This is a genomic window from Nonomuraea composti, assembly GCF_012034275.1.
Classification (GTDB): domain Bacteria; phylum Actinomycetota; class Actinomycetes; order Streptosporangiales; family Streptosporangiaceae; genus Nonomuraea; species Nonomuraea composti.
In genome coordinates, this window is the sequence record NZ_JAATEP010000025.1 from 103923 (window position 1) to 124118 (window position 20196).

Genomic DNA, 20196 nt, shown 5'->3' on the forward strand with positions numbered 1-20196 from the left:
CCCCCTGGCCCACCCTGTACGGCCGGTCGATCTGGCCGCCAGCGCCTAGGAGCTCGATGTGCCCGCGGCCCGTTCCAGCACCTCCAGCACCGTGCCGGCCAGCAGCGTGACCTTGTAGGCGTTCCCGGGCGCCGGCGTGCAGCGGCCGGCGGTCAGCGCGGCCGCCGTCGCGAACGGCTCGCCCGCCAGGACGGCCTTCTCCACCTCGTCCAGCCGCAGCGGGACCCGGGCGACGCCGCCGGCGCCCACCGCGACGTGGCTGATCCGGGTGCCGTCCAGGACCAGCCGGGCGACGGCCTCCACCAGCGGCCATTCGGCCTCGGAGCGGCCGGTGGCCCGGTGGTAGGCCGCCCGCTCACCGGCGACGGGCGGCGGCAGGTGGATCGCCAGGACCAGCTCGCCGGGGTCGAGCAGGTGGTCGCGGGACGGGTCGGAGCCGTCCCCGTAGAGGCCGGCGACCGGGAGCGGGCCGCGGTCGTGCACCTGGACGGAGGCGTCGTAGGTCAGCAGCGCCATGGCCAGGGACGACGGGTGCGGCGCCAGGCAGGGGCCGGTGTCGATCACGGCCGCGTCCAGGGTGTCGCCGGTGCGGGCCGGGCAGGAGTTCCCGCCGTTCTGGTGGCAGGTGAAGGCGGGGTTGCGGTAGTACCGGCAGCGGTTGCGCTGGAGCAGGTTGCCGCCGACGGTGGCCACGGCCCGGATCTGGGGGGTGGCCAGCGCCTGCGCGGTGAGGGCCAGCGCGGGGTACGCGCTGCGCAGCCGGGCGTCGCGGGCGAGGTCGGCGATCGTGGTCAGCGCCCCGATGTGGACGGAGCCGTCCGGCTGCCAGGTGATGCCGGACATGCCGGGCAGGTCGCGCAGGCCCGTCAGGTCCACGTGCGGGCCGGCGGCGGGCCGGCTCATCAGGTCGGTGCCGCCCGCGCGCGGCTCGCCGTCCCGTGCGGCCTGGAGGAGGTCGGCGGGGAGGAGTTCGGTGGGGACGGTCATCGGCCGATCCCTTCGAGGAGCCGGAGGAGGTCGGCCGGGAGGAGGTCGATGGGGATGGTCATCGGCCGATCCCTTCGAGGAGCCGGTCGGGGCGGATGGGCAGGTCGTGGGGGCGCCAGCCGGTGGCGTTGTGCACGGCGTTGGCGACGGAGGCGGCCACGCCGACGGTGGAGACCTCGCCCAGGCCGACGCCGTGGCCGTTGACGTGCTCCCATCCGTCCTGGTGGAAGTGGATGGTCATCTCCGGGGTGTCGCCGATGCCGGGGATGCGGTAGTCGTCGAGGCCGGCGGTCAGCACGGTGCCCGTCACGGGGTCAGTGCGGCGTTCCTCGTACAGGGCGTAGCCGATGCCCTGGATGATGCCGCCCTCGCACTGGTTGCGCGCCGGGCGCTCGGCGTAGATGCGGCCGGCGGCGATGCCTCCCCAGACGCGCAGGGGCCTGATCGTGCCCAGGCGGGTGTCGACCTCGACCTCGGTGACGTGCACGGCGCCGCTGAACCCGCGGCCGAGCGCCATGCCGTGCACCGGGAACGGGGTCAGGTAGCCGCCCCGGTCGCCGCGCCGCCGGCCCACGACCTTGGTGCCGGGCCGCAGGCCCTGGGCGCGCAGGAGGCGGGCGGCGTCGCGGGCGGCCGGGCCGACGGAGGCGGTGGTGCGGCTGCCGAGGGCCGGCGGGCCTGGCACGAAGCCGGACCTGCCGATCTCGACCCGGATCCGGTCGGCGGGCAGGCCGAGTTCCTCCGCCAGGACGCCGGCGATCACGGTGCGGGCGCCGGTGCCGATGTCCTGGGTGGCGGTGCGGGCCACGACCGTGTCGCCCTCGACCTCCAGCTCGACCTTGGTGGCGGGGGCGATCAGGTACATCCAGTTGGCGGCGGCCACGCCGACGCCGCGGCGGAAGCGGCCCGAGCGTGACCCGGTGCGCGGCCGGTCCCGCCAGACGGGCAGGGCCGCCGCCCAGTCGTAGAGGGCGTGCCGCTTGGGGTTGCCGTCCCAGCGGCGGCGCAGCGCGATCGGGTCCTCGTCGAGGCGGTGGGCCATCTCGTCCACGGCCTGCTCCAGCGCCCACAGCATGGGGGGCGCTCCGGGGCCGCGGAACGGCGTGCCGGGGGGCTCGTTCGTGACGATGTCGAAGTCCCGCAGGCGGCGCGGCGCGGTGCCGTACATGAGGCGGGCGAGCAGCGCGGCGGAGGAGCCGATGGCGACGCCGCCGCGTCCGTGCACGTCCATGGCGAGCGCGGACAGCTCGCCGCCGCCGTCGGCGAGCAGGGCGATCCGGGTCCGGCTGCCGGGCCGGTTGCCCGCGTCGGTGAGCTCTTCTGCGCGGCTGAGCACGACGCGGACCGGGGCGCGGCAGAGCCGGGCGAGCTCGACGGCGGCGACGGCCTCCACGGTGATCCCGGACTTGGCCCCGAAGCCGCCTCCGACGTGGTCGGCGATGACGTGGACCCGGCTCGCGTCCAGCTTCCAGCGCTTGGCCGCCTGCTCGGCGGCCAGCGCCACCGTCTGCGTGGACAGGTACAGGTGCAGATCTCCCCGCTCGTCCCAGCGGGCCACGCACGCGTGCGGCTCCAACGGCGTGTGCACCTGCACCGCCGTGCTGAACGTCCCTGTCACGAGCAGCGGGTCGGCGCGTCGCCGGGCGGCCTCGATGCGGTTCACCGCCGTACGGGAGCGCCGGCTCGCCCCCGCGAACGGCCCGCGCACGTTGCCGTTCCAGCCGCCGGGCAGCGTCATGCCCTCGCTGGAGCTGGGGGCGTGCTTCCTGCTCTGCTCGTCGTAGACGGGCGGGGCGTCCGGGGCGTCGTCGAGGGCGGCGGGCAGCGGTTCGTAGCCGATCCTGGCGCTTTCGGCGATGGCCAGGACCTCCTGGCGGGTGGGGGCGGCGACGGCGGCGATCGGCTGGCCGGCGTAGCGGACGACGCGGTCGGGCGGCAGCAGGTCCACCACGTGGGCGTGATCCACCTCCACCGACGTGATCCGCGCGTGCGCCTGCGAGGATCGGATGATCGCGCCTTCGAGCCGGCCGTCCAGGTGGACGTCGGTGGTGTACCGGGCGCGGCCGGTGATCTTCTCCATGGCTTCGACGCGGGCGGGCGCCGTGGCCTCTCCGTCGTGCTCGCCCCGGCAGGCGGCCTCGACTGCGGCGTAGATCCCGGCGTACGCGCCGCAGCGGCACAGGTGACCGGCCAGGGCGGCGGCGATCATGTCGCGCGGCGGCGTGACGTCGCCGTGCTCGGCGCGCCAGGCGTCCACGAAGGCGGCGGCCTCCACCACGAAGCCGGGGGTGCAGTAGCCGCACTGCAGGCCGTCATGGGCGGCGAACGCCCGCTGGACGGGATGGTCCAGCCCTTCCGCCGTGGTGACCGCGCGGCCTTCCACGGCCGCGGCCGGCAGCAGGCAGCTCACCTGGGGCGTGCCGTCCACCGCGATCGTGCACGCTCCGCAGACGCCGGTGCGGCACGCCGCCTTGGCCCCGGTCAGCCCCAGGCCGTCGCGCAGCACGTCCACGACCGGGTCGTCCCTCCCGGCGTCCGTCTCGTGCGGGACACCGTTCACCATGATCTTCATAGCTCTCCTGCTGACGTTGTCAACACGACATGTGGACAGTGTCAGCATTTGCGTTGACGTTGTCAACATGGCACGTCGTGAGAGAGTGGGAGCCATGATCGACGGCACCAGGACCCGGCTGATAGACAGCGCGCTGAGTCTGCTGCGTGAACAAGGATTGGACGCCGTGACGCTGCGCGCGGTCGGCGAGCTGGCCGGCCTGTCCCGCATGGCCCCCTACCGGCACTTCGCCGACAAGACGGCCCTGCTCGCGGCCCTCGCCGTCCGGGTCATCGCCGACCTCACCGCGCACCTCGCCGCCGCCGTGCTCCAGCACGGCGAGCACGAGCAGCGGCTGCGGGCCTTCTACCGCAGCTACGTCGAGTACGCCGTGGAGCACCCCGAGGAATACCGGCTCGTGTTCGCCTCGCAGTTCCCCGTCGGCCACCACCCCGAGCTGGAGGAGGCCATCGACGAGGTGATGACCGCGCTCAGCCCCGACGTCGCCGGCCACGGCCCGCGCAGCAAGGCCACCATGGCGGCCCTGCTGGCCACCGCGCACGGGCTGGCCGAGTTCGCGACGCTCGGGCCGCTCGCCCACAAGGGCATCGGCCTGGACGACATCATCGACGTGATCGTCAAGGGCGTCGGCCGGCCCGGCTGAACCTTTCAGCGGTCCAGCCGTGGCCCCGCCCGCCGAATCCGCCCGTCAGGCGGGGGTTCGCCGTGCCTTGTGGAGGGCGGCGCGGGCTCGGGCCGCCATGGCCTCGTCCACCATGTCGCCCTCGAAGACGATCGCGCCCGCGCCGCTCGCCTGAGCCTCCTCCATCGCGGCGAGCAGGCGCTCGTAGCGGGCCAGCTCCTCCGGAGTGGGAGAGAAGACCTCGTTGATGACGGGCACGTGGGAGGGGTGGATGGCGATCATGCCCTCGTAGCCGAGCGAGCGGTTCTGCTCGGCGAAGGCGCGCAGGCCGTCGAGGTCGGCGATGTCCGTCCACAGCCCCGCGACGGGGCACGGCACGCCCGCGGCGCGGGCGTCGAGCAGGACGCGGGCGCGCAGGGCCAGCGTCTCCGCGCCGGACGGGCTCCAGCGGTAGCCGACGGCCCGCTCGACGTCGCCGCCCTTGCCGGTGACCGCGCCGACGTAGGCGACGCGCGGCGCGGCGCGGGCGATCTCGTACGCCTCGCGCAGCGCCGTCGCGCTCTCCAGCAGCGGGACGAGCGCGATGTGCCCGTCGGGCAGGCCGTGCTCGCGCTCGCACCAGCTCAGCAGCCGGTCGGCCAGCCGCACGTCGTCGGGGCCGTGCACCTTAGGCAGCACGACGGCGGTGAGGTGCGCATGGGCGACGGCGCGCAGGTCCTCGGCGCCCGCCCAGCCGTCGAGCGGGTTGACGCGGACGAGGAGCGCCAGGTCGCCGGTCGTGTTCGCGACGGCTTCGGCCACGGCGGCGCGGGCGGCGGCCTTCCCGTCCGGGGGGACGGCGTCCTCAAGGTCGAGGATGGCGGCGTCGGCCCCGGCGGCCTCGGCCTTGGCCAGCCAGCCGGTCCTGGTGCCGGGGACGAACAGCAGCGAGCGCAGCGGCGGACGTCCGGACGGCACCCCACTACTCCGCGGTGGGCGTGCGGAGGGCGCCTCACTGCTCCCCGGCGGACGTGCGGAGCGCGCCTCGCCGCTCCCCGGCGGGCGTTCAGATGACACCGCGTCGCTCCAGCTCCGCGAGCTCGTCGGCGGGCAGGCCGAGCCAGTCGCGGTAGACGAGCGCGTTGTCCTCGCCCAGCGCGGGGCCGGTGCGCCAGATGTGGCCGGGCGCCTGGCGGAAGTGCGGGAGCGCGGCCTGCATGCGGACGGGCCCGAGGTCGGGGTCGTCGACGGTGACGATGTCGCCGCGCTCGGCGTAGACGGGGTCGGCGACGATGTCGGCGGCGGTGAAGACGCGCGAGGCGACCACTTCCGCCTTGGCGAACGCGCGCAGGCACTCCTCGGTGCTGCGGGCCGCCACCCAGGCGCGCAGCTCGGCGTCCAGCCGTTCCCGGCCGGCGAGCTGCTGGGCGGTGGTGGCGTACTCCTGCTCGGGCAGGCCCAGGAGGCGGACGACGTTCAGCACCGATCTCAGCGTGGCGGAGGTGACGGTGATCCAGTCGGCGTCGGCCGACAGGTAGGTGTTGATGACGGCGGCGGGGGCGACGGCGAGCTGGTTGCCGGACCTGCCGGGGACGACGCCGAGCTGGTCGTGGGTGATGATCTGCCATTCGACGAGCCGGAACAGCGGCTCGAACAGGGCCAGGTCGATCCATTCCCCGTCGAAGGCCGGGTCGTTCGCGCGGCGGTGCAGGGCGGCGAGCACGGCGTAGGCGCCCATGAGGCCGGTGACGGCGTCCCCGTGGGAGAAGCCGGTGTGCACGGGAGGCCCGTCCGGGAAGCCGGTCAGGTGCACCACGCCGCTGCGGGCCTCGCCGACCTTGCCGAAGCCGGGCGCGTCGTCCTGCGCGCCGAAGCCGCTGACCTGCAGCAGGACGGCTTTAGGGTTGATGCGGTGCACGCTGTCCCAGTCGAGCCCCCACGCGCGCAGCCGCGACGCGCGCAGCGTGACGATGACGACGTCGGCCCAGGCCACGAGCCGCTGGGCGACCTCGCGGCCGTCGGGGTCGTGCAGGTCGAGCGTGACCGAGCGCTTGTTACGGCCGGCGACCTTGAACCACAGCGGCACGCCGTCCCGGGTGGGCCCCATCGCGCGGGCGGCGTCGCCGCTGCCGGGCGGCTCGACATGGACGACGTCCGCCCCCTGGTCGGCGAGCAGCGAGCCGGCCAGCGGCCCGGCCACCACGTGGGCGAACTCGACCACCTTCAACCCGCGCAACTGCCCGCGCTGTTCAACGGCCACGCAACGACTCCTTCGACCTGCTCGACTTCGACCTGCTCGACTTCGACCTGCTCGACTTCGGCCCGCTACGGCTTCGGCCGCTCGGATTCGGCCCGCTCGACGGAGCTTCATCGTGCACGGGTGCGGCGATGCGGGTCCAGCACGGGAAGCGGATTAATTCATGCGCTTACCGGATCAATGGGTGATCCAGGCCGCGCCCTCCGGCACCTCCCGCCCTTCGGTGCGGGCCTCATCCAGCAGGTCGAGGAACGCGGCGGCGGCGGGCGGCAGGGTGCGGCGGGCCCGTACGACGATGTCGAGCCGGCGCTCGACGGCGGGGCCCACCAGCGTGCGGTGCACCACGTGCCCGGGCCCCAGCAGCGGCAGCACGAGGGCGGGCATGGCCGACACGCCGAGCCCGGCGGCGACCAGCCCGCCCACCGTCGCCACGTTCCCGGCCTCGGCCGCGGGGGCCACCACCACACCGGCCTGCTCGAACGCCGCGTCGGTGAGCCGGCGCACGCTGGACTCGGGGCCGACGGCCAGGAAGGGCTGGGCGGCCAGGTCCTCCCAGGTGACCTCGTCGCGGTCGGCGAGCGGATGGCTCTCGGGCAGCACGGCGCGGAAGCGGTCGCGGATCAGCGGCCGGTGCTCCAGCCGGTCGGAGGCGGCGCCGACGGTGGTGACGGCGAAGTCGGCGTCGCCGTTCAGCACCTTGCCGAGCACGGCCCGCTCCAGGCCGTCCATGATGCGCACGCTCACGCCGGGCCGCCGCCCGCGGAAGGCGGAGATCAGCCGGGGCAGCAGCACGGCCGCGACGGACGGGAGGGTCGCCATGGCCACCACGCCGGACTCGCCCAGCAGGTAGCGGCGCAGCTGCTTCATCCCGGACCGGTGGGCGTCGACGATCTGCTCGGCCACGCGCAGGGTCTCGCGGCCGGCGGCGGTGAGCTGCACGTTGCGGGTGTCGCGCTCCAGCAGCCGGACGCCGAGCACCCGTTCCAGGTCGGAGACGGCGCGGCTCAGCGTCGACTGGGAGACGCGCAGGCGCGCGGCGGCGGCGGTGAACCCGCCGGCCTGCGCGACGGCGACGTAGGCGGCGAGTTGCCGCAGGCTGGTGTCCACAGCTCACCACTTTTGCGCATAGCGCATGGATAAATCCACCTTTGATGGTGGACGTGAAACGTCGCCGCTCGGAAACTTGCCCGTAACCTCCCGCCCGGCGAAAGGCGCCAGATGATCGCGATACTCGGCTTCCTCACCATCGGCCTGTTCCTGGTGCTGACCATGACCAGGCGCGTCTCGGTGCTCACCGCGCTCGTGCTGGTGCCCGTGGCCACGGCGCTGGTGGGCGGCTTCGCCTCCGGGATGGGCCCGATGATCCTGGAGGGGCTGGGCAAGGTCGCGCCCACGGGCATCATGATCGCCTTCGCGGTCCTGTACTTCAGCCTGATGATCGACAGCGGCCTGTTCGACCCGCTGATCAGGGGCATCCTGCGCCTGGCCAAGGACGACCCGCTGCGCATCGCCGTCGGCACCGCCGTCCTGACCATGTGCGTGGCCCTCGACGGCGACGGCGCCTCCACCTTCCTCATCACCGTCTCGGCCCTGCTGCCCGTCTACAAGCGGCTCGGCATGAGCCCGCTGGTGCTCACCGGCGTCGTCGCCCTGGGCGCGGGCGTGATGAACATGGTGCCCTGGGGCGGCCCCACCGCCCGCGCGATGGCGGTGCTGAAGCTGGACGCCTCCCAGGTGTTCGCCCCGGTGCTGCCCGCCATGGTCGCCGGCATCGCGTGGGTGCTGGTCGCGGCGTACCTGATCGGGCTGCGCGAGCGCCGCCGCCTGGGCGCGGCGTCCCTGCCCGCCGAGCCCCAGCCTGAGCCCCAGCCGGTACGCGGCGACGGGCCTGGCACCCCGCTCGCCCCGGAGCGCAGGAGCGCGGCCCTGACCGTGTTCAACCTCGTGCTCACCGTCGTGCTGCTGGTCGCGCTGGTCCTCCAGGTGATGCCGCTGCCGGTGCTGTTCGTGCTCGGCTTCGCGATCGCCGCCGTCGTCAACCTGCCCACCTGGGAGAAGCAGCAGGCGCTGCTCGACAAGCACGCCAAGAGCGTCGTCCTGGTCACCACCATGATCTTCGCGGCCGGCGTCTTCACCGGCATACTCAACGGCACCAAGATGATCGACCAGATGGCCACCGCGTTCGTCGGCATCATCCCCGACTCCTTCGGCGGCCACCTGCCGTTGCTCGTGGCGATCACCAGCATGCCGCTCAGCCTCGTCTTCACCCCCGACGCCTACTACTTCGGCGTCCTGCCCGTGCTGGCGCAGACCGCCGCCGGCTTCGGCATCGACTCCGCCGAGATCGCCCGGGCGGCCGTCCTCGGCCAGATGACCACCGGCTTCCCGCTCAGCCCGCTCACCGCCGCCACGTTCATCCTGGTCGGCATGAGCGGGGTGCAGCTCGGGCAGCACCAGCGCTTCATCTTCGGCTGGGCGTTCGCCACCACCGCCGTCATGACCGTCGTCGCGCTGCTGACCGGCGCCATCTCGTTCTGAGGAGACCCCCTTCATGACGTACGGCCACCTCCTTGCCGCCCTGTCCACCGCGTTCACCACGCTCACCGCGCCCGCCGCCCCGGCCGACCCGTTCTTCTCCTACGACCGGCCCGCCACCTACGAGGTGCGCACCGAACGCGTCCAGGTGCCGCTGCGCGACGGCGGCCACCTGGCCTGCGACCTGCACCGGCCCGCCGCCGAGGGCCGCTTCCCGGTGATCGTGTACGACTACACCGCCTACGACCAGCTCGAAACGCTCGGCCGGGCCGCGGCCTGGTTCGTCGCCCGGGGCTACAGCGCCGCCGTCTGCAACGCCCGCGGCTCCGGCGACTCGCCCGGCCACCTCGACCCGTTCAGCGCCCAGGAGCAGCGCGACAACTACGACCTCATCGAATGGCTGGCCGCGCAGCCCTGGTCCACCGGCAGGGTCGGGCAGACGGGCGTCAGCTACGGCGGCCACTCCTCCCTGCTCGTCGCGGTCAACAAGCCGCCCCACCTGGCCGCGATCATCCCCGTGGACGGCATCAGCGACTGGTACGAGAACACGATCTACCGCGGCGGCATCTACTCGGCCAGGATCCGCGACTGGCAGCGCGCCACCGCCCCCGACACCCTGACGACCTACGCCCAGCACCCGCTCTACGACGACTTCTGGCGCGAGCGCAGCGTCAAGGCCCGCTGGAAGGACCTCGACGTCCCGGTCCTGGAGATCGCCGGCTGGTACGACCGTTACCGCCAGGCCATGGTGGACAACTTCCGCGCCCGCCCCCGTAACGTGTGGCTCGTGGCCGGGCCGTGGCAGCACGGCTGGCCCGCCGGGCAGCCCGCCGACATCGGCAACGGCCCCTACCTCGCCTGGTGGGACCGCTGGCTCGGCGGACGCCGGGACGCCCCGCTGCCCGCCGCCAAGGTCACCTCCTACGAGGCCGGCGCCGGCGGCGGCTGGAAGAGCTGGTCCACCTGGCCCCCGCCGGGCGCCCGCCGGGAACGGCTCGGCCTCGGCGGCGACGGCACGCTCACCGCCCGCCCCGGCGCCCCCGTGGTCCGCCGCTTCGCCGTCAACACCGGCGAGGCGCCCGCGACCCCGGACGAACGCCTGACATTCCAGACGCAGCCATACGGCTCCGATCTGGTCCTGACCGGCGAGATCACCGCCGAGGTCCGGGCCGCCTTCACCGCCACCGACGGCAACATCGCCGTCGTCGCCGAGGACGTGCGCCCCGACGGCACGGCCACCCGCATCACCCAGGGCTGGCTGAAGGCGAGCCACCGCTTCGGGCACACCCGCGCCGTCCCCGTCCGCCCCGGCAAGACCTACGACCTGACGATCCGCACGTGGCCGACCCACTACCGGCTCGCCGCCGGGCACAGCCTGCGCGTCACCGTCTCCAGCGACGACTACCCGGAGATCGACTCCGACGCCCCTGCGGGCCACGTCGACCTGCGCCTTGGCCGCGGCGGCACCGGCATCACCCTCACCACGTGGACGGAGCCGCGATGACCCGCCTGCGCGCCTTCCTGGCCGCGATCGCCGTCCTCTCGGTCACGGTGGTGCCGGTCACCCCCGCGGCCGCCGGCTCCGGCGGCCGGGCCTGCGAGAGCCTGACCGCCGTCCGGCTGCCGCACACGACGATCACCACCGCCGAGTCCGTCCCCGCCGGCGCCTACACCGCTCCCGACGGCCGCGCGCTGCCGTCCGTGCCCGCGTTCTGCCGCGTCCACGGCGTCGCCAGGCCGGTGCCCGGCTCCACCATCGGCTTCGAGGTGTGGATCCCCCGCCGGTGGAACCAGCGGCTGCTGATGTACGGCAACGGCGGCTACAGCTCCGCCATCGACTTCTCCTCCATGGGTGGAGCCGCCCTCGCGGCCGGGTACGCCACCGTCGGCACCGACACGGGCCACACCGGCGACGACCCCGACGTGTTCGTCCAGGGAGCGGCCAACCCGGAGATCGTCGTGGAGCGGACATTACGCCGTCCCGTACCCGTTCGTCTGCGCGGGGATGTCGTTCGTGGCCGAGACGCCCGAGTTCGCGGCGGCGGTCACCGACGCGGGCGGCATCGGCGCGATCGGCGCCGCGCTGCTGCCCCCGGACCGGCTGCGGGAGATGATCCGCGAGGTGCGGGAGCGCACCGGGGGCCGGCCGTTCCACGTCAACCTCATCACGTTCTTCCCCATCGGCGAGCTGGTCGAGGTGTGCGCGGAGGAGCGGGTGCCGATCGTCTCCTTCCACTGGGGGCATCCGCCGGCCGACCAGCTCAAGCTGCTGCGCGAGGCCGGGGTGTCGGTGGGGGAGCAGGTCGGCTCCGCCGACGGGGCCGAGCTCGTCGTCGCGCAGGGCTGGGAGGCCGGCGGCCACAACTACGGCGGCCTGCCGACCATGGTCAACGTCCCGGCCGTCGTGGACGCCGTGGGCGGGCGGGCGCTGGTCCTGGCGGCGGGCGGGATCACCGACGGGCGCCAGGTCGCCGCCGCCCTGTGCCTGGGCGCGGACGGCGTGTGGGTCGGCACCCGCATGGTCGCCTCGCAGGAGGCCCGCGTCCATCCGGAGCGCGAGCCGGTGCCGGTGCGCAAGTTCCCGCTGATGCTGGCGGGTCGCGGGGACCGAGGCCGACTGGGAGGAGATGCCCTGGCTGATGGGGCAGGGCGTCGGCCTCATCCACGACATCAAGCTCGCCGCCCGGATCGTGGCGGACATGATGGGGCAGGCCGAACGGGTCCTCAGCGGCTTCGGCACCGGGCCCGCCACCTGACCGGCCTCGGCGCCGGGTCACCACCTGACCGGCCTCGTCACCTGATCGGCGGGCTCAGGTGTCGCCCGCGCGCAGCACCTCGCTCAGCCGTCGCCGGCGGCGCAGCGCCGACTCGACGGGCACCACGACGGCGACCGCCGCCAGGAGCACGGCCGTCACCAGCGCGAGCGCCCACCACGGCGGCGCCGGGGCCAGGTCCGCGCCGGTGAGCAGGGGCAGGGCGAGCGAGCCGAACGTCAGGCGGGCGAGCAGCACCCCCAGCAGCGGGCCGCCCACGGCGGCGAGCGTCACCGGCGGCAGCAGCTCTCCCGCCGCGACCCAGCGCGCCTCTCGGGGCCGCAGGCCGAGGGTGCGCAGCCGGGTGAGGGTCTGCCAGCGCTCCGGCGCGCCGGCGGCCGTGCCGAGCGCGAGCCCCAGCAGGCCCAGGACCGGCAGGGTCACGGCCGCGGCCCACGTCAGCCGCAGCAGCCCCGAGGCCAGCGGGCCGTCCGCGGTCGCGTGGCCGAGGGCGGTCGCGTGGCCCAGGGCGGTCGCGTGGCCCAGGGCGGTCGCGTGGCCCAGGGCGGCGCCGAGGGTGAGCGCGTACGCGGCCAGGGCCGCGGCGGTCACGAGCACCAGCAGCGGCAGCACCCGGGCCGAGGCCGCCGCCGCCCGCGCGGCCCCGAACACCGCCAGCGGCCGGCGCGACCGCAGCAGCCGCCTGAGCACGAGCCGCGTGGCGCGGGGCAGCGCCCGGGCCAGCAGGAGCGCGCCCGCGATCGCGCAGAGGGCGGGCGCGCTCGCGGGCAGCACCCCGCCGCCGACCCCGCGCTGGTGCAGGGCGACGGCGGCGCCGGCCGCGGCCAGCAGCACGCCGGCCTCGACAGCGGCCCGCCGCAGCCGCGCGGTGTTCCGCAGCCACCGGCGCGCGCTCCGGTTGGCCGGGACGCGGCGGTCCCGGGTGGCGCGGGCGGCGGTGAGCGTGCCGAACGCCGGTCCGGCGGCGACGGCGGTGACCACCACGGGGGCCGTCCACTGCCAGGAGACGCCCGGCGCGACGGCCAGGGCCAGGCCGAGCCCGGCCGCCGTGGCCAGCAGCGCCATGACGGCGGATTCGAGCAGCAGCTCGCCCCCGATCACCGGCAGCGACATCCCGCGCTGCCGGGCGGCGGCCAGGGCGGCGGCGCGGCGGCGTACCAGCAGGTCGGCGGCGAGGAGCAGGACCAGGACCGCGACGGCGAGCAGGGTGAGGAGCAGGACGGACGCCTGCGCGAACGCGGCACCGACCTGGGCGCTGACGTTCCGCAGCACGCCGTCGAGCCCGGTCTCCCACTTCAGCGAGCCGTCCCGGGCGCCGGAGGAGCCGGAGGCCGCCTTGAGCGCGACCACCTTCGCGATGACCGACGGGACGGCGTCCCAGGTGAGCCGGGCCGGCTCGGGCGTGAAGCGGACGGTGCGGCGCAGCTCGTCCTGGCCGAAGGCGAGCCGGGCGTCGGGCAGCGACTCGCGGGACAGCAGCCCGGCGAACCGGGTGCCTCCCGCGCCGTCGGCGCCGGCGACGGGGCTCAGCAGCGCGGGGACGGGCCGCCAGGCCGGGTCGGCGCTGTCCTGAGGCCGGAAGATGCCGCTGACCTGCGCCTTCTTGACGTTCCCCTGGTCGTCGGCCAGCGGGATGCGGGCGCCGGGGCGGAGCTGGAGAGCGGCGGCGTCCGCCTCCGACAGGCCCACCTGCACCGGCCACGGCGGCGCGCCGTAGGGCACCTGCGCCGTCTCGGAGGCGGTGGGCTCGGGCGGCCCGCCCGCGATCCAGGTCACGGCGGGCCCGCCGTCGCGGGCCACGTAGGCGAGCTGGAACGTGCGCAGCACGCTGCCGTCGGTGATCTTGAGGGTGGGGCTGATGACGGTGGCGACGGGTGGGCGCAGGACGGCGCGCAGGCCGGGGCCGAGCTCGTCCGCCGCCCTGGCGCGGAAGTCGTCGACGTCCTCGGCGAGGCGGGGGTGCCGGGCGCGGCTGCCGCCCGGCCCGTCGTCGTCCTCCATGCGGGCGTGGACCTGGAGGTCGGCGCCGCTGCTGCGGACCGCGTCCCGGACGGCGGCGTCGGCGGTCGCGGACACCAGGGGCGGCACCGCGCCGGCGAGCAGCGTGACGACCGCCACGACGACGGCGGCGAGGATCAGCGGCCCGGCGTCGGCGCGGGCGCGCCCGGCGACGCTGGGCCAGTGCGGCACCGGGATCCGCATGCCACGGGCGCGGCGCGGTGCCGGGGTCCTCTCGGCACCGGTCGGGCGCGGTGCCGGGGTCTTCATGACGCCACCCGCAGGTGCGCGGCGTCGGCGCGCCGGGCCTGGACGGCGACCACGGCGCCCACCGCCAGCGCGCACCCGGCCAGCAGCCCGCCGAGCAGGGCGGCCTCGGCGGCCCACGGCCAGACGGGCAGCACCTCGGGCACGGGGGCGGCACCGGTGTCGGAGCGGACGAGCAGCGGCGCCACGACCCGGGTGGCCAGCGCGCCGACGACCGCGCCGACGGCGAGCAGCGGCAGCAGGATGCCGACGTGCTGGCCGAGCAGCACGGCACGGATCTCGCGCCGCGTCATCCCGATCCCCCGCAGGCGCGCCACCTCGACGGCGCGGGCCCGCAGGTCGAACATCACGTGCAGGACGATCCCGGCGATCATCAGCAGCGCCGCGGCCGGGACGAGCAGCCGAAGCACGGCCGGCAGCCCCGCCTGGAGCGGGCCGCCGGTGAGCCGGGCGGTCTCGGACGCGCGCGTGGTGACGCCGCCGAGGCGCAGGTCGGTCTTGGCGGGGCGGCCGACCCACCAGGCGTCCACGGGCACGTCGAAGTCGCCGCTGACGGCGAGGGCGCGGGACAGGGCGTCGAAGTCGGCCAGGACGGCCGCGGCGCCCGGGGCGGACGGCACCGCCGGCAGCACCTCGGCCACGCTGACCCGCACGGGGGTGAGACCGACGGTGAGGTCGAGCCGGGACCCTGGCCGGGCGCCCGCTTCCTCGGCGAAGCGGGCCGACACCGCGACGGGCACCGGCACCGGGGCCGGGAAGGCGGTGGCGACCAGGTTCCTGGCGGCGTCCGGTGGGCCTTTCAGCGCAACGGTCGTGGTCATCCGCAGCTCGGTGCCGGCGGAGGTGCCGGTCAGGGCGACGGCGGGGTTGCCGAGCTGCCCGGGGGCCGGGCCTGCCGAGGTGGCGGTCCATTGTGGCGTCTCCCCGGTTGTTCCCGGCACGGTGAGCGTCACGGCGACGCGGCTGTCCCCCGCCGGGGATTCCGTCCAGGCGGAGTGGCCGGTGCCCACGTTCCCCGTGTCGATCGCGACCGGAAGGGACACCGCGACCAGGCGGAGCCCGCCGGCCGTCGCGCAGTCCGGCAGCGGGTGCGCCCGGCCGTCGAGCGGCACGGGCGCGCCGGTGCACGGGGTGCGCAGCCCGCTCGCGTCCTGGAGCAGCAGCCGGGGCGTCACGGTGAGCGGCGCCGGGCCGGTCGCGTTCCCGGTCAGGGTGAGCGCGGCGCCGGCGGGGACGGGAACGCCGGCGGCGCGGGCCGGCGGCGCGAGGCGGGCGCCCACGGCGTCCCAGGTGCGGCCGTCGTCCAGCCGGCCGCGCAGCAGCGCCCCGGCGCGCGTGGTGTCGACGGCGATCAGGCGCGGCGGGTCGCCGGCGCCGCCGAGCCACTGCCCGACCGCGATCCCCCGGTCGGTGGCCGGGCTCACCTCTCCCCCGCCGGCCGCGCCGACCAGCGGGCCCTGCCCGGCGGCGGGCGGGGCGGTGAGGGTGATCGCGAGATCGGTGCCGACGGACAGGTCCGCCTGGTCCTGCTGGGAGCGCTGCCACGTGGCGTCGAACCCGATCCCGTACGTGGCCGCCGCGCAGCCCAGCCCGACCAGCAGCCCCGCCGCGACCGCCTGCGGCCGGCGGGCGGCCTCGAACGCGGCCAGCGGCACCATCAGCCCGCGAGCCCGGCGGGCCAGCCGCTCCACGAGGCGCAACGCGGGCCACACCAGGCGCAGCGCCACCGCGGAGCCGGCGATGAGCAGCAGCGCGGGCGCGAGCACCCGTACGGCGTCGACGGGAGACCCCGAGCCGGCCGGTTGGTCGCGCAGCTGCCACCAGCCGACGGCGGCGAGCGCCACGAGCAGCAGGTCGGCGCCGGAGCGGGCGAGCAGCTCCCGCCGCCCGCGCACGCCCGCCGCGGAGAGGGCCCGCAGCGAGGGGACGACGAGCACCGCCGCCAGCGCCAGCGCGGCGCCGGCGACGGACAGCACCTGCGCGGCGTTCACGCCGGCGGGCGCGGCGAGCCCGGCCTCCGCCATGGGGGCCAGCCGGGTCAGGCCGGCGTGCAGGGCGGACGAGGCCGGGATCGCGGCCGCGGCGGCGAGCACGGCGAGCGCGCCGGCCTCGGCGAGCGCGGCGCCGGCGAGTTGGCCCCGGCCGACGCCCAGCGCCGACAGCAGGGCGGTCTCGCCGGCGCGCACACCGGCGCTGAGCCGGCCTGCGAGGGCGAGGGCGGTCGCGGTCAGGACGAGGCCGATGGCGGCGACGGCCAGCACCGCGGCCGTGGTGACCCGCTGCTGGTCGTGCGCGGCCAGCAGGGTCGCGGGCAGCCGGGAGGCGACGCGCTGGATCCGTACCCGGTCGCCGAGCGTGCGCCCCAGCCGGCGGTCCGCGCCGAGCACGGCCTGGGTGACGGTGTCGAGGTCGCGGACGGTGGCGGCGGACAGGTCGGGGTGGGCGGTGATCTCCAGCCGGTCGAGCGTGGAGCCGCCGCGGAGCAGGTCGGCGAGGTCCACGAGGAACGGCCCGTACGCGTGGACGGGCCGGGCGGAGCGGCCGTCGCGGTAGGCCGGGTCGAAGCCGGTGGCGGCCAGGGGATCGCGGTCCCAGCCGGTGCCGGGCAGCGGGCGTGCGACGCCGACCACGCGCATCTCGGCGCTCTCGTCGGGGTCGTCGGCCAGCTCCCTGCCGAGGCGAACCCGGCTGCCGGCGCCCAGGCCGAGCTGCCGCGCGGTGCTCTCCAGGACCACGGCCTCCGCCGGCGCGGCACCCGCCCGCGGCAGCCGCCCGGTGACGAGCTGGGCGCGAGACGGCAGGTCCGACACCCCCGACAGGTACGCCACCGACGGGGCACCCGCGCCGGGGAGCGCCCGCATCACGGACGACGCGCGTGCGGCCGTCGTCGCCGCGAACGGGGCGAGGGCCGAGGTCAGCACGTCGCGGGTGTCGTCGGCGACGGATCGCGCGTGCTCGCCGCGGATGGTGACGGTGTAGGCGGTGACGTCGACCTGGTCGGCGCCGGCGCGCGCGGCGGCGGTCTCCAGCGCCTGCTCTGCGGTACGGGTGAGCAGGAGGGCGCAGGTGCCCAGCAGGGTAGGACCGACCACGGCGACGGCGAGGAGGGCCGCCAGCAACGGCCATTGCGCCCGGGCCCGCCGGGCGACCAGCTTCAGCACGGACGGCTCTCGCTGATCAAGACTCGCCCCGGCCGTCGGAGCGCTGGTCGAGCCGCCCATCGAGCCGCGCGTCCGACTGCCCGTCGAGCCGCCCGTCGAGCTGCCCGTCGTTGATGCGGATCACGCGGTCCGCCAGCGCGAGCATCGTCGGATCGTGCGTGGAGACCAGCGCCGTGACCCCTTCGGACTCCACCACCCCACGCAGCAGCGCCATCACCGACAGCCCGGTCTCGGCGTCGAGCTGCCCGGTCGGCTCGTCCGCGATCAGCAGCCGGGGCGAGCCGGCCAGCGCCCGGGCGATCGCCACCCGCTGCTGCTGCCCGCCCGACAGCTCGCCGGGCAGCTGCTCGGCGTGGGCGGCCAGCCCGACGAGGTCCAGCAGCAGCGCGACCCGCCGCTCCCGCTCCGCCGCCGGTACGCGGGCCAGCCGCAGCGGCGCGCCCACGTTCTCGGCGGCCGACAGCACCGGGATCAGGCCGAAGGTCTGGAAGACGTACGAGACCTTCTCCCGCCGTAACAGGGACAGGCCGTCCTCGTCGAGGGCGGTGACGTCGGTGCCGTCGACGAGGACGGTGCCGGAGTCGGGGCGGTCGAGGCCGCCGATGATGTTGAGCAGCGTGGTCTTGCCGGAGCCGGACCGGCCGACGAGGGCGGTCATGGTGCCGGGCGCGAGGTCGAACGTCACGTCGCGCAGCGCGTGCACGGCGGTCGCGCCGCTGCCGTACCGGCGATGCACCCCCCGCACGCTGACCAGGGGCCCGCCGCTCATCCAGCCTCACCGCCGCTCATCCGGCCGCACCGCCGCTCATTCCGGCCTCGCCGTCGTCGGGGCGGATCGCGACGTGGTCGGCCTCCAGCACCAGCCGGACCCGCCGCGTCAGCGCCAGCGCCTCCCGGTAGTCGCGCGGGACCTGGATCCGCCCCGCCCGGTCCATTACCGCGTACTCCTCGGCGATGACCCGCTGGGCGCCGTCGTCGCCGGTGGCGGTGCGCCGCAGCACCTCGCTGCTCGTGCGCCCGTCGCGGATCGCCACCGTCCGCTCCACCTGCCCGCTGACGGCGGGATCGTGGGTGACGATGACGACGGTGACGCCGAGCCGCCGGTTGACCTCCCGCAGCAGCCCGAACACCGCGGCCGACGTGGCGCTGTCGAGCTCCCCGGTCGGCTCGTCGGCCAGCAGCACCCTGGGCTCGTTGGCCAGGGCCACCGCGATGGCCACCCGCATCTGCTGCCCGCCGGACAGCTGCGCGGGCCGCCGGTCGGCGCAGTCGGCGACGCCGAGCAGGCCCAGCAGCTCGGCGGCGCGCTTGCGGCGGACCCGGCCCGGGGTGCGGGCCGCCGTCATCGGCAGGTCGACCATCTGCCGCGCGGTCAGGTACGGGATGAGGTTCGCGGCCGTCTGCTGGCGGACGAAGCCCACGGTGTGCCGCCGGTAGCGGACCCGGTCGGCCCGCGACATGTCCAGCAGGTTCCACCGGTCGACCCGCACCCGCCCGGCGGTGGGGGCGTCGACCCCGGCCAGGATGGACAGCAACGTCGATTTGCCCGACCCGGACGCCCCGACGACGGCCACCATCTCGCCGCCGTCCACGACCAGGTCCAGCCCCTGCAGCGCCTGCACCTCGACCGACCCGGACTGGTAGATGCGCACCAGGCTCTCGCACACGATCAGCGCGTCGCGCCCGAACTCCGGCGCCTTCGCGGGCGGCTGCGGCAGGGACAAGGGCGTGATGGACATCCCCCTCCTCACCCCTGCGCCGCTCATGATCCGGTGCCAGACTCTACCGTCCCCGCAAACCGGACCCCAAGCCCCTTCCCCTTTCAGGGGTTCTGGAAGGTCACTTCCGGGTTGGCGGGCGACGGGCCGTCCAGGAGGGGCTGGTGCTCGCCGTTGAGGTGCTGGTCGAAGAAGGCGCCCACGTACGCGGTGGTGATCTCCCCCGACCGCTTGCCCGGCAGCGGCGCGGAGGGGTCGGTGATCCCGGCCTGCGCGCCCAGGACGGGCAGGTCGATGAAGGTGAAGTGGCCGGCGTCCGCGACGGTCAGCCAGCGCTTCCAGCCGTTCAGGCGCTGCCAGTCGCGCGGCCAGGTGGTGTCGGCGGAGCCGGGCGAGTGCTGGGCCTTGGTGCCGAGCATGAGGAACGGCCGCCCGCCGAGCCCCTTCGCCGGGACCGGGTCGAAGAACGAGCCGTCCAGGTTCGCCCCGGCACGGACGCGCCGGTCGGTGGCCATGACGCTCGCGGCGGCGTTGCCGCCGAGCGAGTGGCCGGCCGCGCCGATCCGGCGCGGGTCGATCATCTGCCAGTGCTTCCAGGCGGGCGCGGAGCGGCGGGGACGGGTGAGCCGGTCGATGACGAACGACAGGTCGGCCGCCCGCCCGGCCGCGGCCCTGCCCATCAGCTCCTTCTCCGCCTCGTCGGAGGGGGCGCTCTCCACCGTCCGGCAGGCGACGCAGGTCAGGGTCCGGCCGCCGGGGAAGCTCGTGCCGAACGACTCGTAGGCGTGGTCCACGAGGGCGACGACGTACCCCTTGGAGGCGAGGTCCTCGGCGAGCGTGGTCAGGGTGGCGCGGTTGAGGGTGAATCCCGGCGACAGCACCACCAGGGGGTGCCGGCCGCCCACGGGGCGGGCGCGCAGGTGCGCGTTCGTGCCGACCCCGGCGAGCTGCTCCGGCTTGATGACGGCGTCGAGCTTCTGCCCCTCCAGGAGGAGCCGGGCCTCCTCGACGGTCATGTACGGCGCCGCGTCCCCGCCCGCCCTGGCCGGGAAGTACACCGACACCATCAGCTCGCGGGCGGCCGTGGGCACCCACGGGTCGCGGCGGCCGGTGTCGACGAGGTGCAGGGTGTCGCGCCCGACGTCGTACCGGCCGGTGGGGTGCGGGATCGCGAGCCGCACGTCGGCGGCGGCCGCAGCGGCGGCGGGTGATGACGCGGTGGCGGCCGTCACCGGCAGGGCCAGGGCCAGGGCGAGAAGCAGGGCGGCGGAGTTACGTCGGGTTCTGATCATGCCCAGCACTGTAGGAACAACGCCGCCCCGCCCG

General features: G+C 75.7%; 15 protein-coding genes and 2 pseudogenes. 5 read left to right on the forward strand and 12 right to left on the reverse strand.

Translation table 11 applies throughout. The annotated features are described in order from the left end of the window. Positions 1-45: 45 nt before the first annotated feature. Entirely contained in the window at positions 46-987 is a 942-nt protein-coding gene (locus HCN51_RS31260; RefSeq protein WP_168014296.1) for an FAD binding domain-containing protein, read from the reverse strand. Between the two features lie 58 nt (positions 988-1045). Beyond that, positions 1046-3559, reverse strand: coding sequence for a molybdopterin-dependent oxidoreductase (locus HCN51_RS31265; protein WP_168014298.1), 2514 nt, complete (start codon positions 3557-3559; stop codon positions 1046-1048). A 94-nt stretch (positions 3560-3653) separates the two neighbouring features. Between HCN51_RS31265 and HCN51_RS31270 the strand changes: the two genes are divergently transcribed. After that, on the forward strand, positions 3654-4202 hold the full coding sequence (locus tag HCN51_RS31270) for a TetR/AcrR family transcriptional regulator (protein ID WP_168014301.1): 549 nt from the start codon (positions 3654-3656) through the stop codon (positions 4200-4202). A gap of 45 nt (positions 4203-4247) precedes the next feature. Here HCN51_RS31270 and HCN51_RS31275 read toward each other — a convergent pair whose 3' ends face one another. The 3 genes from HCN51_RS31275 to HCN51_RS31285 all read right to left on the reverse strand — a co-directional run bounded on the left by HCN51_RS31275 (position 4248) and on the right by HCN51_RS31285 (position 7524). Beyond that, positions 4248-5138: an aldolase/citrate lyase family protein gene (locus tag HCN51_RS31275; protein WP_206068108.1), complete on the reverse strand. Its 891-nt coding sequence runs from the start codon at positions 5136-5138 to the stop codon at positions 4248-4250. 88 nt (positions 5139-5226) lie between these two features. After that, positions 5227-6420 (reverse strand): CoA transferase, encoded by a 1194-nt coding sequence (locus HCN51_RS31280; RefSeq protein ID WP_206068109.1) that lies wholly within the window; start codon positions 6418-6420, stop codon positions 5227-5229. 174 nt (positions 6421-6594) lie between these two features. Then, positions 6595-7524 carry a LysR substrate-binding domain-containing protein gene (locus tag HCN51_RS31285; RefSeq protein WP_168014307.1) on the reverse strand — a complete coding sequence of 310 codons (930 nt, stop codon included), beginning with the start codon at positions 7522-7524 and terminating at the stop codon, positions 6595-6597. A 111-nt stretch (positions 7525-7635) separates the two neighbouring features. Here HCN51_RS31285 and HCN51_RS31290 point away from each other — a divergent pair, with 111 nt between their 5' ends. Beyond that, positions 7636-8955 carry a CitMHS family transporter gene (locus tag HCN51_RS31290; RefSeq protein ID WP_168014309.1) on the forward strand — a complete coding sequence of 440 codons (1320 nt, stop codon included), beginning with the start codon at positions 7636-7638 and terminating at the stop codon, positions 8953-8955. A 13-nt stretch (positions 8956-8968) separates the two neighbouring features. Beyond that, positions 8969-10456 carry a CocE/NonD family hydrolase gene (locus HCN51_RS31295; protein WP_168014311.1) on the forward strand — a complete coding sequence of 496 codons (1488 nt, stop codon included), beginning with the start codon at positions 8969-8971 and terminating at the stop codon, positions 10454-10456. On the opposite strand, the gene HCN51_RS59960 is transcribed toward HCN51_RS31295, so the two are convergent. Further along, positions 10431-10595, reverse strand: coding sequence for a hypothetical protein (locus HCN51_RS59960; protein WP_240973425.1), 165 nt, complete (start codon positions 10593-10595; stop codon positions 10431-10433). The genes HCN51_RS31295 and HCN51_RS59960 overlap by 26 nt on opposite strands. Before the next feature lie 24 nt (positions 10596-10619). Further along, complete coding sequence (locus tag HCN51_RS59965; RefSeq protein WP_240973426.1) at positions 10620-10766, reverse strand: hypothetical protein; 147 nt, start codon at positions 10764-10766, stop codon at positions 10620-10622. Here HCN51_RS59965 and HCN51_RS63080 point away from each other — a divergent pair. Both HCN51_RS63080 and HCN51_RS59970 read left to right on the forward strand, forming a co-directional pair. Then, positions 10720-10818 (forward strand): annotated as a pseudogene (locus HCN51_RS63080) (hypothetical protein); the annotation flags it as partial. The gene HCN51_RS59965 and the pseudogene HCN51_RS63080 overlap by 47 nt on opposite strands. Then, positions 10805-11491 (forward strand): annotated as a pseudogene (locus HCN51_RS59970) (nitronate monooxygenase); the annotation flags it as partial. The pseudogenes HCN51_RS63080 and HCN51_RS59970, both read left to right, overlap by 14 nt. Before the next feature lie 271 nt (positions 11492-11762). Here HCN51_RS59970 and HCN51_RS59975 read toward each other — a convergent pair. The 5 genes from HCN51_RS59975 to HCN51_RS31330 form a co-directional block, all read right to left on the reverse strand. Further along, positions 11763-13994, reverse strand: coding sequence for an FtsX-like permease family protein (locus HCN51_RS59975; RefSeq protein ID WP_240973427.1), 2232 nt, complete (start codon positions 13992-13994; stop codon positions 11763-11765). Continuing rightward, positions 13991-17152 (reverse strand): FtsX-like permease family protein, encoded by a 3162-nt coding sequence (locus tag HCN51_RS31315; RefSeq protein ID WP_168014313.1) that lies wholly within the window; start codon positions 17150-17152, stop codon positions 13991-13993. The genes HCN51_RS59975 and HCN51_RS31315 overlap by 4 nt, the downstream gene beginning before the upstream one ends. 16 nt (positions 17153-17168) lie before the next feature. Further along, positions 17169-17921, reverse strand: a complete 753-nt coding sequence (locus tag HCN51_RS31320; protein ID WP_240973428.1) for an ABC transporter ATP-binding protein — start codon at positions 17919-17921, stop codon at positions 17169-17171. Positions 17922-17937: 16 nt separating this feature from the next. Continuing rightward, positions 17938-18891 carry an ABC transporter ATP-binding protein gene (locus HCN51_RS31325; RefSeq protein ID WP_168014315.1) on the reverse strand — a complete coding sequence of 318 codons (954 nt, stop codon included), beginning with the start codon at positions 18889-18891 and terminating at the stop codon, positions 17938-17940. 83 nt (positions 18892-18974) lie between these two features. Next, the gene (locus tag HCN51_RS31330) at positions 18975-20162 is read right to left on the reverse strand and encodes an alpha/beta hydrolase family protein (protein ID WP_206068110.1); all 1188 of its coding nucleotides are present in this window, start codon (positions 20160-20162) and stop codon (positions 18975-18977) included. Positions 20163-20196 lie beyond the last annotated feature (34 nt).

What these genes read in the sequence shown, in the direction of transcription:
- HCN51_RS31290 (WP_168014309.1), top strand. Translation starts at nt 7,636, where the DNA reads ATGATCGCGATACTCGGCTTCCTCACCATCGGCCTGTTCCTGGTGCTG.
- HCN51_RS31295 (WP_168014311.1), top strand. Translation starts at nt 8,969, where the DNA reads ATGACGTACGGCCACCTCCTTGCCGCCCTGTCCACCGCGTTCACCACG.
- HCN51_RS31270 (WP_168014301.1), top strand. Translation starts at nt 3,654, where the DNA reads ATGATCGACGGCACCAGGACCCGGCTGATAGACAGCGCGCTGAGTCTG.
- HCN51_RS31265 (WP_168014298.1), bottom strand. Translation starts at nt 3,559, where the DNA reads ATGAAGATCATGGTGAACGGTGTCCCGCACGAGACGGACGCCGGGAGG.
- HCN51_RS31330 (WP_206068110.1), bottom strand. Translation starts at nt 20,162, where the DNA reads ATGATCAGAACCCGACGTAACTCCGCCGCCCTGCTTCTCGCCCTGGCC.
- HCN51_RS59975 (WP_240973427.1), bottom strand. Translation starts at nt 13,994, where the DNA reads ATGAAGACCCCGGCACCGCGCCCGACCGGTGCCGAGAGGACCCCGGCA.
- HCN51_RS31325 (WP_168014315.1), bottom strand. Translation starts at nt 18,891, where the DNA reads ATGTCCATCACGCCCTTGTCCCTGCCGCAGCCGCCCGCGAAGGCGCCG.
- HCN51_RS31320 (WP_240973428.1), bottom strand. Translation starts at nt 17,921, where the DNA reads ATGAGCGGCGGGCCCCTGGTCAGCGTGCGGGGGGTGCATCGCCGGTAC.
- HCN51_RS31260 (WP_168014296.1), bottom strand. Translation starts at nt 987, where the DNA reads ATGACCGTCCCCACCGAACTCCTCCCCGCCGACCTCCTCCAGGCCGCA.